The sequence below is a fragment of the Bacteroidales bacterium genome, assembly GCA_021648725.1.
Lineage (GTDB): Bacteria > Bacteroidota > Bacteroidia > Bacteroidales > JAADGE01 > JAADGE01.
The window spans coordinates 77,792-91,994 of record JAKISF010000004.1 but is presented as its reverse complement, the minus strand read 5'-3'; the positions used below and the strand labels follow the sequence as shown (position 1 = coordinate 91,994).

The 14,203-nt window shown below is 29.2% G+C and carries 11 protein-coding genes; 8 read left to right on the top strand and 3 right to left on the bottom strand.

Features of this window, described 5'->3' with window-relative positions; all coding sequences use genetic code 11:
• Positions 1–11 precede the first annotated feature (11 nt).
• The 8 genes from L3J35_02800 to L3J35_02765 all read left to right on the top strand — a co-directional run bounded on the left by L3J35_02800 (position 12) and on the right by L3J35_02765 (position 9,439).
• Complete coding sequence (locus L3J35_02800) at positions 12–914, top strand: hypothetical protein (GenBank protein MCF6365110.1); 903 nt, start codon at positions 12–14, stop codon at positions 912–914.
• Between the two features lie 136 nt (positions 915–1,050).
• The gene (locus tag L3J35_02795; protein MCF6365109.1) at positions 1,051–2,412 is read left to right on the top strand and encodes an oligosaccharide flippase family protein; all 1,362 of its coding nucleotides are present in this window, start codon (positions 1,051–1,053) and stop codon (positions 2,410–2,412) included.
• A 31-nt stretch (positions 2,413–2,443) separates the two neighbouring features.
• On the top strand, positions 2,444–3,739 hold the full coding sequence (locus tag L3J35_02790) for an oligosaccharide repeat unit polymerase (GenBank protein MCF6365108.1): 1,296 nt from the start codon (positions 2,444–2,446) through the stop codon (positions 3,737–3,739).
• Positions 3,739–4,836, top strand: coding sequence for a glycosyltransferase (locus tag L3J35_02785; protein MCF6365107.1), 1,098 nt, complete (start codon positions 3,739–3,741; stop codon positions 4,834–4,836). Before L3J35_02790 ends, L3J35_02785 begins: the two co-directional genes overlap by 1 nt.
• Entirely contained in the window at positions 4,832–5,902 is a 1,071-nt protein-coding gene (wecB, locus tag L3J35_02780) for a UDP-N-acetylglucosamine 2-epimerase (non-hydrolyzing) (GenBank protein ID MCF6365106.1), read from the top strand. The genes L3J35_02785 and wecB overlap by 5 nt, the downstream gene beginning before the upstream one ends.
• 8 nt (positions 5,903–5,910) lie before the next feature.
• On the top strand, positions 5,911–7,137 hold the full coding sequence (locus tag L3J35_02775) for a glycosyltransferase family 4 protein (GenBank protein ID MCF6365105.1): 1,227 nt from the start codon (positions 5,911–5,913) through the stop codon (positions 7,135–7,137).
• Complete coding sequence (locus L3J35_02770) at positions 7,134–8,117, top strand: glycosyltransferase family 4 protein (GenBank protein MCF6365104.1); 984 nt, start codon at positions 7,134–7,136, stop codon at positions 8,115–8,117. Before L3J35_02775 ends, L3J35_02770 begins: the two co-directional genes overlap by 4 nt.
• The gene (locus L3J35_02765) at positions 8,117–9,439 is read left to right on the top strand and encodes an O-antigen ligase family protein (protein MCF6365103.1); all 1,323 of its coding nucleotides are present in this window, start codon (positions 8,117–8,119) and stop codon (positions 9,437–9,439) included. The genes L3J35_02770 and L3J35_02765 overlap by 1 nt, the downstream gene beginning before the upstream one ends.
• Here the strand turns inward: L3J35_02765 and L3J35_02760 are convergent.
• From L3J35_02760 to L3J35_02750, 3 genes are read right to left on the bottom strand one after another with little or no spacing between them, the layout of a single operon-like run.
• On the bottom strand, positions 9,429–10,295 hold the full coding sequence (locus L3J35_02760; GenBank protein MCF6365102.1) for a hypothetical protein: 867 nt from the start codon (positions 10,293–10,295) through the stop codon (positions 9,429–9,431). The genes L3J35_02765 and L3J35_02760 overlap by 11 nt on opposite strands.
• A gap of 53 nt (positions 10,296–10,348) precedes the next feature.
• Positions 10,349–11,557, bottom strand: a complete 1,209-nt coding sequence (locus tag L3J35_02755) for a tetratricopeptide repeat protein (GenBank protein MCF6365101.1) — start codon at positions 11,555–11,557, stop codon at positions 10,349–10,351.
• Positions 11,558–11,568: 11 nt separating this feature from the next.
• Positions 11,569–14,202: a gliding motility-associated C-terminal domain-containing protein gene (locus tag L3J35_02750; protein MCF6365100.1), complete on the bottom strand. Its 2,634-nt coding sequence runs from the start codon at positions 14,200–14,202 to the stop codon at positions 11,569–11,571.
• Position 14,203: the final 1 nt, after the last annotated feature.

The following is a 14,203-nucleotide window of genomic DNA, read 5'->3' as shown; positions in this document are numbered from 1 at the left end:
GAATATAAATAATGGAATATCAATTAAAAGAAATTATTGATAAAATTGAAATAGTTGAATTTACGGGAAATCCTAAAACTATTATTAAGAATCTAATCAAATTAAATCCTGACAATGAAGATGCTGAGAATTTATTTTGGTGTAACGATAAAAATTTACTTAAACTTAATAATCTGAAAGCCGGAACCGTAATTGTCAGTAATAATTTTGATAAAAAAAATGTAAATACTGATTGTAATTATATTATAACCGAAAATCCCAGAAGAACTTTTATGCAGGTTGTAAAACTCTTTTTTTATGAAAAAGAAACTGCACAAATTGCTGCATCAACTAAAATTCATGATTCAGTAAAAATCGGAAAAAATGTTTTTATCGGTGAAAACGTTGTTATTGAGAAAAAATGCACGATTGGAGATAATACACGAATTAATCATAATACCGTAATTTTTAAAGATACAATTATAGGACATAATGTTGTTATCGGTTCAAATTGTACTGTAGGCGGAATAGGGTTCGGTTATGAAAAAGATAAAGAAGGCAAATTTGAATTAATACCTCATATCGGTAATGTAATTATTGAAAATAATGTTGAAATCGGAAATAATACATGTATTGATAAAGCGGTTTTGGGAAGTACAATTTTAAAAGAAAATAGTAAAATTGATAATTTGGTTCATATTGCACACGGAGTTACAGTAGGTGAAAACTCGGTTGTAATTGCCAATGCTATGGTTGCGGGAAGTGTTATGATAGGAAAAAATGTGTGGATAGCACCGTCTGCTTCTATTCTGAATCAATTAACAATTGAAGATAATTCGTTAGTAGGTATGGCGGCAAATGTTGTTAAGAAAGTTAACGAAAGAGAGGTTGTTGCAGGTAATCCGGCTAAGTTTATAAAAAAAGTAATTGAATAAAGTACCTTTCTTAACTAAACCCGAAAAACTCTTTTGTCGGGTAAGAACATTCCAAATTCTGAGGACAGACAGCATAAGTTTTATTATAAACGTTTTACCATTATAAAAAATTATAAAAAAATAACAGGATAAATAAATGGTAAAAAAGATTAAAGAATATATTAATAAATCAGAGTTTGTAAAAAATTCGCTTACCTTATTTACCGGTACTACTATTGCTCAAATAGTTCCGCTTGTTTTATCTCCTGTTTTATCTCGTATATATACACCTGAAGATTTTGGTGTTCTTGCGTTGTATATGAGTATTGCATCAATTCTTGCCGTTTTTGCAACAGGAAGATACGAAATGGCTATAGTATTACCAAAAAAGGACAGCGATGCAATAAATATATTTTCTTTAAGTATAGTAATTTCAGTCGGATTAGCATTGCTGATTTTAGCTTCTGTTCTTTTGTTTAATTCACAGATTGCTGATATTGCAGGAAACAAAAATATATCTTTTTATCTTTATTTCTTACCGTTAACGGTATTTTCTTTGGGTTTATTTAAAGCATTAAATTATTGGTTTAACAGAAGAAATCAATTTAAAAATATTGCAAAATCTAAAGTTATTGCAAGTTCAGGGAATTCTGCAATTGCAGTAAGTATCGGTTTTTTGAAAAAAGGAAGTCTCGGGTTAGTTTTCGGATGGATTTTTGGGCAATTGAGTTCAGCTTTATATATGCTCGGAATTTTGATTTCTAAAGAAAGAAGATATTTCAGTTATATTAAAAAAGAAAAAATAATTGCAGTTTTTAAACGATATAAAAAGTTTCCTTTATTTGATACTTGGTCTGAGTTGCTCAATGTTCTTTCAGTTCAATTTCCGATAATTATATTAATGCAATATTACGGGGATAATATTACCGGTCATTATTCTTTTGCTTATAAAGTTTTGCTGTTGCCTTTTTCTTTGTTGGCATTTTCAATGGGACAAGCATTTTTTAAAAAAGCAAATGAACTTAAAAATACAGGTAAAGATGTTTCGGCTTTTACTTTCGGGGTTTTTAAAAAACTTGTTCTTATTTCTTTTTTACCGCTTGCTGTTACAGGTATTTTCGGTGATTATATTTTTCCTTTTATATTCGGAAACGAATGGATAATTGCCGGAGAATATTCCAGAATTTTCAGCCTTTGGATTTTTATAATCTTTATATCCTCACCACTTACGAACTTATTTGCCGTTTATGAAAGACAAAGAACAAATTTAATTTTTAACTTTGTAATGTTTGTCAGCAGAATAGGATTGTTGATATTTATGTCTGAAAAAGGATATGATGATTATTCTTCAATTTTTGTTTATGTTGTTTCCGGTTTTGTTTTCCGATTTTTATATTTATTATTGATAATTAAAATTGCAAAAGTTAAAATATATAATGTTTTTACGGAAATATTTAAATATGTAATTCCTGCAATTTGTATATTAATATTAATTCGTGTTTTATTATTAAAAGTTTAAATTTAAGATATTATCAAAACAGAAATAATTAATGGATAGTTCTTCTGAAAAAATATCATTAAAACAACTTAAAATAATTGTTAAGAAAGATTTTATCATAACAATTTTATTACTTATTGCAGTTAGCTTTGTATTAGAATATTATTACAAATCTTATGTTGCACATTATTATCAAAATCTTGGCGTAGTTCTTAAATTAAATATAGTAAAATATGTTGAAAGCAAATTATGGTTTATTTTTCTTATTTTAACTTCTTATTTTTTATATAAAAGAAGTAAATTTATTTATGCTCTTTATATTTTTTTATTAGTTCTTGTTTTTATTCCCGGGCATATAATGTTCTCATATTCAGATGGTTCTCGCTTGGTGTTTTATTCTGTGATTACTTTCTTTATAATTTTTGCTGTTTTTTCAACAATAAAATTTAAGATAAAAACAATTTATTTAGGCGAAACCGAAAAATATTACTTTTTAATTTTCTTTTCTGTTATTCTTTTAATACCTGTTATTGCAGATTTTAAATTTAATATTAACACTAATGTTTTCAGCTTGAAAGATGTTTATGATGTAAGAGAAGTTTATAAAGAAAATACATCTTTTTTTACCTCATATTTTTTTAATTGGTTGGCAAAAATTGCAGTTCCGGTAATACTTGTTTTTAGTTTAATCAGAAAAAATTATTTATTTGTTCTTTTTTCATTGCTTGTATTAATATATCTTTTTCTTGTTTCAGGGCATAAGAGCGTTTATTTTACTCCTGTTGTTATTTTTTTCTATTATATATTCGGAAAAAAATATAACGATAAAATTAAATTAACACTTGGTTTTCTTTTGGCATTGTTAATTCTTGTGAGTATTCCGGATTATTTTTTAAACAACAATAATATGTTTAAATCAATATTTGTAAGGAGAGTTTTTTTTGTTCCGTCATTATTAAACGAATTTTATTTTGATTTCTATAAAGATTCACACTTATACTTGTCTCACAGTATATTCAGCAGTTTTGCAGATTACCGGTATGATATGTCTCCTGCCCATACAATTGCAGATGTGTATTTTCATAAACCATTGATGAATGCTAATAACGGTATTATAAGTGACGGATTTATGAACTTCGGTTTTTTAGGTGTGATTTTATATTCTCTTATTTTTTCTTTTATTTTTGCATTGCTTAATTCAATAAAGTTAAACCCTAAATATTTCGGGTTATTTATTTTTTATATGCTGACTTTTGTAAGTTCGGCACTTTTAACCGTAATTCTTACACACGGTTTCTTTCTTGTTTTAATATTTGCGTTTATTATTTTCCCCGAAAAAAAACTATAATGAAAAGAATTTGCCATATAACAACTGTTCATACGAGATATGATGTGAGAATATTCCATAAAGAATGTAAAAGTTTATCAAAATATTATAAAGTTTATTTAATAGTTGCTGACGGATTAGGAGATGAAGTTAAAGAAGAAATAAATATTATTGACATAGGTTTACGTCAATCATCAAGGTTGAAAAGAGCAAGAGTTGATTCTGCAAAAGCATTAAAAAAAGCAAAAGAGTTGGATTGCGATTTATACCATTTTCATGATTTTGAACTTATTAAAACCGGAGTAAAATTAAAAAAGAAAGGAAAAAAGGTAATTTATGATGCTCATGAAGATTTGCCCCGACAAATATACGGGAAGCCATATTTAAAAGAATTTTTAAAACCTGTTATTTCAAAAATTATTGAATGGCAAGAAAATAAAGCATCTAAAAAATTTAGCTATATATGTACGGCAACCCCGTATATTAGAAACAGATTTTTGAATATAAATAAAAATACAATTGATATAAATAATTATCCGATTATCGGTGAATTATTGAAAAATACCGGTAAAAAGTCCAATAATTTTTGTTATACAGGAGGTATTACCTCAGTAAGAGGTATTATTAATATTGTTAAAGCTATGAAAGATATAGAATCTTTATTAATATTAGCGGGTCCTTCCGGAAAAAGTTCATATATGTCAGAAATGAAAAATCTGGATGAGTGGAAAAAAGTAAATTATCTTGGTCTTGTAGACAGAACAGAATTAGGTGAAATCATGAGTAGCAGTCTTGCAGGAATTGTAACTTTTTTGCCTTTCCCAAATCATGTTAATGCACAACCTAATAAAATATTTGAATATATGTCTGCCGGAATACCTATAATAGCATCAAATTTCCAACTTTGGAAAGATATTATAGAAAAAAATAATTGCGGAATATGTGTTAACCCTGAAAATTCAAAAGAAATATCCAAAGCAATGCAATATATGAAAGATAATCTGGAAAAAGTTAAACAAATGGGTAAAAACGGGCAAAAAATGATTAAAGAAAAATACAACTGGAATATTGAAGAAAAAAAGTTATTTAATGTTTATAAAAAAGTTTTAAATGATTAAAATTATTACAATAATCGGAGCTCGCCCTCAATTTATAAAAGCAGCAGCAGTTAGCAGAGAGATACGTAAAAGGAATAATATTAAAGAAATAATAATTCATACAGGTCAGCATTTTGATAAAAATATGAGTGATGTTTTTTTTGAAGAGATGCATATTCCTAAACCTGATTATAATCTTGGTATTAACAGCATTTCCCATGGTGCTATGACAGGTAGAATGTTAGAGGAAACAGAAAAAATATTAGTGAAAGAGAAACCTGACTATATTCTTATTTACGGCGATACAAATTCTACTTTAGCAGGTGCATTAGCGGCTAAGAAATTGCATATAAAGGTTGCACATGTTGAAGCAGGTTTACGTTCTTATAATATGAAAATGCCGGAAGAAGTGAACAGAATACTTACTGACAGAATAAGCGATATTTTACTGTGTCCTACCGATAAAGCTGTTGAAAATCTTAATAATGAAGGATATAGTGATTTTGATTGTAAAATAGTTAAATCCGGAGATGTAATGTTAGATACTGCAATATTCTATTCTGATTTTGAGAAAAAACCGGATTTTAAAGTTCCTGAAAAATTTATAATTACAACAATTCACAGAGCCGAGAATACAGATTCAAGCAAAAGATTACAAAATATTTTTGACGCTTTAAATTATATTTCTCAAAAAATACCTGTTATTTTGCCTCTGCATCCGAGAACAAAAAAAATTACGGAAGCAAACAATGTTCAAATTTCCTCGAATATTAAAATTATAAAACCTGTAGGATACCTGGAAATAGTTTATTTACTTAAAAGATGTTCACTTGTAATGACAGACAGCGGAGGTATGCAAAAAGAAGCATTTTTCTTTAAAAAACCTTGTATTACTCTCAGAAACGAAACTGAGTGGACAGAATTAACGGAAAACGGTTATAACATAATTGCAGGTGCTGATACTAATGTAATTATAAATTCATATGAAGAAATTATTAATAAAAAAGGTGATTTCAGTAAAAAACTATACGGTAACGGAAACGCTGCCGAAATAATAGTTGATGAAATATTAAAAAATCAGAAATAAAAAATTTAATGAAAATATTAATAATAAATCATTATGCCGGTTCTCCGAAAATGGGGATGGCATACCGTCCTTATTATTTAGCAAAAGAGTGGATGAAAAAAGGGCATGAGGTTATGATATTATGTGCGAATTTTTCTCACCTTCGAAAAGAAAATCCGAGAATTGAAAATGATTTTGAAATAACGTATGAAGACGGTGTAAAATATTGTTGGGTTAAAACTCCTGCATATAAAGGAAACGGAGTTAAGCGAATTATTAATATGTTCACTTTTATTTTTAAACTTCGTTTCAATATAAAAAAAATTTTAAGTATTATTTCTCCCGATGTTGTTATTTCATCTTCAACTTACCCTCTTGATAATTACATTGCAGGTCGAATTTCTAAAAAAACAAAAGCTCAACATATTTTTGAGGTTCATGACCTTTGGCCTCTTTCTCCGATGGAATTAGGGAAGATGTCAAAATACCATCCGTTTATAATAATTATGCAAGTTGCGGAAAATTTTGCATATAAATATGCCGATAAAGTTGTTTCAATGCTTCCGGCAACAAAAGAACACATGAAAGAGCACGGTTTAGATTTGAAAAAATGGTATCATATACCTAACGGAATTGTTACAGAAGATTGGAAAAACCCAAAAGAAATTCCTGATTTTCATTCTGAAATATTAAGCAATCTTAAAAAAGAAGGGAAAAAAATTGTCGGATATGCAGGCGGTCATGCAATTTCAAATTCGTTAGATACTTTAATTGAAGCGGCAAAATTATTGAAAGATAATTCTGAAATTGTTTTTGTACTGGTCGGAGACGGACAAGAAAAGAAAAATTTGACAGAATTGGCAAAAGGCTTTAAAAATATCATTTTTTTGAATTCTATATCGAAACAATCAATACCTGATTTACTTCCGTTTTTTAATGTTGCCGTAATCGGAGCTGTTGACAGTTCTCTGTATCGTTTTGGTGTAAGCCCGAATAAACTGTTTGATTATATGGTCGCAAAAATTCCGGTTATACAATATATAAATTCCGGAAATGATATTGTTTTGGATGCAAATGCCGGGATTAGTATAGAATCAGGTAATCCTAAGGCAATTGCGGATGCTGTTCAAAAACTTTTAAATATGCCGGAAAAAGACTTAAAACAAATGGGAGAAAACGGAAAAGAGTATGTATTAAAAAATCATGATTATAAAGTGCTTGCCGAGAAATTTATTAATATAATTGAAAAGGAATGATGGTAAGCCTTTTAATTGCGGTTTTTATTTTTTCATTTCTGCTGACTTTTTTCGTTAAGAAATTTGCCGAAAAAAAATCTATAGTAGATATCCCGAACGAAAGAAGTTCGCATATTGCACCCACACCTCGCGGCGGCGGTATTGCAATAGTTATTGTATGGTTTTTGGGCATAACATATTTATTCTTTAGCGAAAACATCAAATCTGATTTATATTTTGCACTTCTCGGAGGAATTCCTTTAATGATTATAGGTATTATTGATGATATTATAAATGTTAAGCCTGTAATCAGGTTGTCGGTTCAATCTTTTTCTGCAATTTTGGCTTTGTATTTTCTCGGCGGATTAACTATTGTTGATTTCGGGTGTTTCATTTTTTCAAATATTTACCTGAACAGCATTTTTATTTTTATAGTAATTCTCTGGTTTATAAATCTTTTTAATTTTATTGACGGAATTGACGGATACTTATCAACGGGAGTAATAATGTTTTGTATAGTTTTGTTTGTTCTCACAAATAATTATACCGTATTAGTTTTAGCATCTGCCGTAGCGGGTTTTTTAATTTGGAATCGGCAACCTGCAAAAATTTTCATGGGAGATGTCGGAAGTACATTATTAGGATTTAACTTTATTGTTTTTGCCGTTTATTTTCAGAATACTGAAAAACTATCTGTTTTTATTCCTATTATTTTAAGTTCTATTTTTTGGTTTGATGCAACTTTAACATTATACCGCAGATGGAGGAATAATGAAAAATTAAGTTTGCCGCATAAAAAACATGCTTACCAGAGATTGGTACAGGCAGGTTTCAGCCATCAAAAAGTTGTTTTGTTATTTGTTTTATTAAATTTGATAATAACAGGAATTGTTTTTTTAACCGATATTTTATTTCCGGAATATATATTAGCAGGGTTAACGATAACCGTTATTATTTTGTTTTTTGCGGTTAAATTTGTTGATAATAAAAAACCGTTTTAATGATTTTTCAAAAGCCTGTAAAATATTATATAAAGTATTCGGCAGTTTTTTTTGCTTTGGCTGTTTCTTTCTGGATTCCTATGTATAGGTGGGTATTGTCTTATTTTATAGGAGGATGGATTTTGTTCAGTATAATAAATGCTTTTTTTTCGGCAAAAAAGAAGTTTAAATATAATAGTGAAAATATATTTTTTCTTATCATTCAACTTCTATTGTTTACATTAATCATTATAAGTTATTTTACAAGTGAAAATAAAGAAAAAGCCGGTAATGATATTGTTCAGAAGATGTCTTTATTAATATTTCCTGTATTGTTCTTTTTTTCGGGTAATCCTCATAAAAAGTATAAAGAAGTATTTTTAAAGTTATTTGTTATTTCTGCTTTGTTTGTTTCTGTTTTGTCTTTGGTTGTTGCATTTTATAATTCGGCAGATATAACAGAAGGGAAATTATTATTTGACGCATCCGTTCTCGGTAAAAAAGGATTTACGGAATCAATAACTCACGGCGGTAATTATTTCTTTTATTCTAATTTGTCAGTGTTTCATCATCCGGCATATTTCAGTATGTATATTGTTTTTTCTGTTTCAATATTATTTTATTTTAAAGATAATTCGATATGGTTTAATCGTTCAAATCATAAAATATTATATCATATATCAATTCTTTTTTTGTTATTAACGGTTTTTCTTTTGTCGTCAAGAGCAGGTATTCTTTCGGCAGTTTTGTTAATAGCTTTCAGAATTATTTTTGTAAGTTACAGAAGCAGGAAATATTTATTATTGGCAGGTTATAGTATTGTATTTATTATATCTGTTTTTTATGTGTCAAAGCATGAAAGGGTAGCATCTTCGATTAATGATGTTAAGTATTTATTGCACGAAAATGTATCACAGACAAAGCCTCCGGCAAGAGTAGGTTTATGGAAAACAGCAATAAAAGTTACAAAAGATAATTTTTGGCTTGGAGCAGGAATCGGTGATATAAAAAAAGTGTTTTCGGAAGAATATAAAAAATATGATTTTGCCGAACCTGACAAAATAGGCTATAATGCTCATAACCAGTTTTTAGATACTTTTATGACCATTGGCGTTTTTGCTTTTATATTATTAACAGGCATTTTTGTTGCCGGATTTATCAGAGCTTTTAGGAAAAGACAGTTACTTTTTATTATATTTTTAAGCTTGACTTTTTTTAACTTCTTATTTGAATCAATGTTTAATACAATAGCCGGAGTTGTATTTTTCTTTTATTTCTTTAATTATTTTGTTTTTATTTATAATACAGAGAAAGAAAAAACAACAAATACTATTATTTCTTGATATATTGTTTTGCTTTTTTGTTAATTATAAGGAAGAATATAATAAATAAAGCTATAAAAACGAAAATGGCTACATTAATTATCAAAGCAGATTTAATACTTTTTTTAGTAGGTTTAGGTAAATAAAACCCTTCAATAATTTGTGTTTGTTTAGTTCCGGACAGTTCTTTGATAAGTTTTTCTTTTAAAGAGCTGAGCATAATGTTTTCTGCAAAAAAGGAGTTTTGTTTATATATGAAAATATCTTTTACATTGCCGCTTCTCATAAATTTTGTTTGTAAACTGTCAAGTTCGTTTATTTTAATATCAATTTTTGCAATTACTTGTTTTAAGAATATGGAATCTGATTTATTCTTTTCATTAATATAACTGTTGTTATTGATATAGTTAATTATTCCGTTTGATAAATATTTGTAAACGTCTTTATTTGTTGATACAGCATTTATTGTTACAAGATTACTTATTGCTTCGCCTTTTTTATTATTATAACTTGCAGTTATTGAACTTATTTTTTTTACTTGTTCTTCTGTTAATTCCATTCGTTTTGACAAGGCTTTCAAGTTTCCGTTTTTTCTTAGTTCGTTAGCTGAACTTATTATTTTTACGATTAATTCTCCGGGGTTTTTTTGAAATCTGTTTTGAAACTCCCTGAATGTAAAAGTGTACATAAAATCATTTTCCGATTTTGTTTTAAGCACCATTGATGAAATATATGTTGCTTTTCGCGACTTTGATTTTATTACGGTAAAAATTACTCCGATACTGATTGCAATAATCAAAACCCAAATATATTTTTTAAGGTATAAATATACTTTAATAAGAAGTTCAATTAAATCTATTTCGTTTTTATTTGACATTTTAATTAAATTTTGAGGCAAAGTAAATGAAATTTTATAGAAAATTTATTTTTTTATTTGCAATATTTCACAATATAATCACTAGCTTTATAATATCCCAACTCTGTTGCTTTATGAAAATCTGCACATGCATCTTCATTATTAAAAGCTTTAAGGTTTGCAATTCCTTTTTTGTAATAAACTTCGGGAAGTTTCGGGTTTAAATCCAATGCCATTGAATAATCTGATACTGCGTTCTCATACATTGAAACTGCCATATAAGTATCTGCTCTGCCAATAAAATATTCTGCTTTCGGTGTATTATTTTTTAAACATAAGTTGAATTTTTCTAAGGCTTCAATATATTTTCGTTTATTATATAAGATTGCTCCTGCAAGATTTAATGCTTCGGCATTATCGGGATAATATTTTAAAAATTGGTTTATTGTATTTTGTGCTTCATCGTATTTTTTTGTATTGATTTCAATTTTTGTTTTTAATAATAAAATGTCAGTTTCAAGAGGATTATTTTTAATTGCAAGATTGCAGTAGTTTATAGCTTTGTTGTATTTTTTTATTGTAAAATATGCAAGAGCTGCTTTCTTATTATATTGATAACTTTTCTTTTTTATTTCAGAAGCTAAACTGTATTCTTTTGCAGCATTTTTATATTCACCCTTATGAATAAAAATATCGCCTCTCATTGCAAGTGCTTTATGTCTTCTTTTATTTTTATGTAAAAGATAATCTGTAATATCAAATGCTTCTGTATATTTTTCTTTAGAAATCAAATATTTTGCTTCATCTAATCTTTTTTCATAGTTAGTATAGTGTTCCCCTTTCCATAAATTAATCCATGATTTTGAATTTTCGATATTTGAAAATGCCGGATTAAGTTTAATTTCAGATTGCAGAATTTTGCTATTAGTTTTTAAATATAATTTTAAATATTCAACTGCTGAAACTTCACTGTTCAGCAATGCATAACATTCGGCAATTTTATAAGAAGCAATTTTGTTGTTTAACTTCATTGCTTTTTTATATTGGTTTGCTGCTTCTGTATATTTATTTTGTTTGAAAAAAGTTTCTCCGAGTAACATATATGCTGTTTGGTCTCGGTTGTTTTCTTTAATAAGATTATTCAGTTTAGTTTTTGCGTCTTCAAATCTTTTATAATAAATGTCAGATTTTACTTCTTTGTATAAATCGATATTACTTTCTTGAGAATAAGAAACACTAAATAATAACAGCAGAAGAATTGATATAATGAGTTGTTTTTTCATTTTTCTGTAAATTATTCTTTACTTGTATTGCCTGTATTACCGAATATTCTTATAAAACCCGCAAGATTACGAACGACAATTCCTGATAATCTTTTTTCATAAACATCACAAACATAGTAATACACTCCGTCAGAAACCGGTTTTTTGGTCTTAAAATCAATTCCGTTCCAATTTATATCAGGGTCTTCTGTTTCAAAAACCGGACTTCCCCAACGGTTATAAATAGTCATATCAATTTTTTCAACAAATTTATAAGGATACGGAATGAATAAATCATTTATTCCGTCGGCATTTGGTGAAAACATATTAGGCAGTTCATAATAATTACAATTGTCAATGCAAATTCTTATAAGTTTGTCAGGTTCAATGTAGTTTCCTGCTGAGTCTTGTGCCGAAACAACATAGCAAGCTCCTAATGAATTTTCCGGAGAATGAATATAATTTCTTACGGTATTATCTTTTACGGTATCTATTAATTGAAAAGGACTGTCAATTGAATCAGAATAGAAAATTAGAAAATTGTCAATATCTTGCGAACAACTTAAATCAACAGCCCAAGTTAAATAATTTTGAAATAAATCACAATCAGATTCAAGAATCAGACTAACCGGACAAGGCGGGGTTGTATCTTGCGGTGTCAGGCAAATTTCTTGTGAATAGTTTATCAGAGGTTTCGGTATAAAACTTAAATCGTATTCTCCTATGCTTTTTACAAGATACCAATAGCTTGAATCATTTTTTAAGTTGTAATCTGTGTATTGTGCAGATGATACGGTTGTAATTGAATCATAAGTTAGTGAATTTGTATTGCACTCATTATCAGACTTTTTTCTGTAAATTACATATTCTTTATTTGTCCAAGGAGTATTGTCGTTAATATTTATTGTCATTCTTCTGTCGCCGGGAGTTCCTTCTAAAAATAGTGATGAACTGTATGAAGGACTTCCGACTTGTTCCCAATTACTTACGTTTTGGCTGAACAGGGTAACTTTATATGATTTTGCAAAATCCTTTGTGTTAATAATTGTATCAATATAACTTGTATCCGTAATTCCGAGAATTTCAACAGGGTTTGAGAAATTTTCCCAAATTTGTGTGTTGTTAGATTCCAGAACATATTTGTAAGGTCCCGGGAAAGCACCCGTATCAAATTCAGTAGGTTGCATCCAAGTGATATGAATGCTGCCGTCTTGATTATGAGTGTATGAAACACTTGTCTCTGTGATAATCGGAGCTGCTTTTATTAGTTCGGTGCAAGCTTCATTTGACACATAACTTTCTGCCCCGTCTTCAAAAAAAGCTGTAATTCTGTAACAATATTCATAACCTTGCGGTAAACCGATTCCGTTGTTATTATCGTTAAAACTTATAATATTTGAACCCGCAACGAAGGCGATTAAAGAGTAGCCGGAAGCTGCGGGAATACCGGTTTCGCAATTTGCCGGTATATATGGGAAACTGCTGTGTTTTCGGTATATGCGGAATCCTGTTGCATTAGTACAGGTATAATTATCCCATGTTAATAAAACGGAGTTACTTTCAGGCGAAACAATTAAATTTTGAGGTGCAGGAGCAACAACTTCAATGTTTGCGGTTTCATAATCTGTTAAACCGACTTCCGGATTTAAATCTTTTGCTCTGAAAAGAACATTATAAGGTTGTTTCCTGATATGCTCACATATTGTATTCCAGTTAAATGTTCCTGTAACAGGGCTTGAGCCGGTAATCTCGGGAAAAGTTGCCGGGCTGTTTGTAAATTCAAACGGACCGCCTGATGCCGAAAGTATAATGTCATCATTATCGGGGTCGGAAGCAATAACATTGAAATTAATATTATCCCCGGCAGTTATGCAAAAATCAGGTAAATCTTGAATAACGGGAGGCAGGTTATCAGTTTCTTCAACTTCAATTTGCATATCTCTGATTATACTCCCTATTTTTATTCCGTTTCTCCATTCTTCAATTTCTATTGCAACATTATATTCGCCTATCTGAACGGGAGTATTCCAAACAAAATCTCCCGTAATCGGGTCAACATATAATTCATTGCTCGCAATAGGATATGTATAACCCGGAATAGGGACACCGTTATCTCCGAGGCAAACTGTTAATTTATAAGATATGCTGTCTCCGTCGGGGTCATAAGCATTCGGGTTATGTATAAAGATTTGATTAAGAGCTGCCTTGTCAATAGGAGGATTTAACATTACCGGTGTGTTGTTATATCCGATATTGGGGTCTATTTTTAAAATTGTTCTTATTGTAAAAACAACAGTAACAGATTCCGGGATATTAATTATTCCTTCATTTCTGTTAGGGTCTGACATAACGATTACATAAGTGCCCACACCCGGGAAAGTATGTGTGCCTGTATAAGTGTTTTTTTGGATGTCTTCGGGTAAATATTCTATCGAAATCCTTTGTATATCTGAAGATGTATCATCTCCCCACTGCATTGTTAATACATCACGAGATTCGTTTGCTTGGCTCGGAGTGTAGGTATATGTAATAAGTGTTATTTTATATGTATTGCCTGAAATATGCTCATAAGTAATTTCACCTGCTCTGTTGTGTGTTGCAAAAGCATTAATTGTTATTAGCAACACTACAATAATTGAGATTATATATTTAAAAATTTGATGCATG

What these genes read in the sequence shown, in the direction of transcription:
- L3J35_02755 (MCF6365101.1), bottom strand. Translation starts at nt 11,557, where the DNA reads ATGAAAAAACAACTCATTATATCAATTCTTCTGCTGTTATTATTTAGT.
- L3J35_02760 (MCF6365102.1), bottom strand. Translation starts at nt 10,295, where the DNA reads ATGTCAAATAAAAACGAAATAGATTTAATTGAACTTCTTATTAAAGTA.
- L3J35_02775 (MCF6365105.1), top strand. Translation starts at nt 5,911, where the DNA reads ATGAAAATATTAATAATAAATCATTATGCCGGTTCTCCGAAAATGGGG.
- L3J35_02790 (MCF6365108.1), top strand. Translation starts at nt 2,444, where the DNA reads ATGGATAGTTCTTCTGAAAAAATATCATTAAAACAACTTAAAATAATT.
- L3J35_02795 (MCF6365109.1), top strand. Translation starts at nt 1,051, where the DNA reads ATGGTAAAAAAGATTAAAGAATATATTAATAAATCAGAGTTTGTAAAA.
- L3J35_02770 (MCF6365104.1), top strand. Translation starts at nt 7,134, where the DNA reads ATGATGGTAAGCCTTTTAATTGCGGTTTTTATTTTTTCATTTCTGCTG.
- L3J35_02785 (MCF6365107.1), top strand. Translation starts at nt 3,739, where the DNA reads ATGAAAAGAATTTGCCATATAACAACTGTTCATACGAGATATGATGTG.
- L3J35_02765 (MCF6365103.1), top strand. Translation starts at nt 8,117, where the DNA reads ATGATTTTTCAAAAGCCTGTAAAATATTATATAAAGTATTCGGCAGTT.
- L3J35_02800 (MCF6365110.1), top strand. Translation starts at nt 12, where the DNA reads ATGGAATATCAATTAAAAGAAATTATTGATAAAATTGAAATAGTTGAA.
- L3J35_02750 (MCF6365100.1), bottom strand. Translation starts at nt 14,202, where the DNA reads ATGCATCAAATTTTTAAATATATAATCTCAATTATTGTAGTGTTGCTA.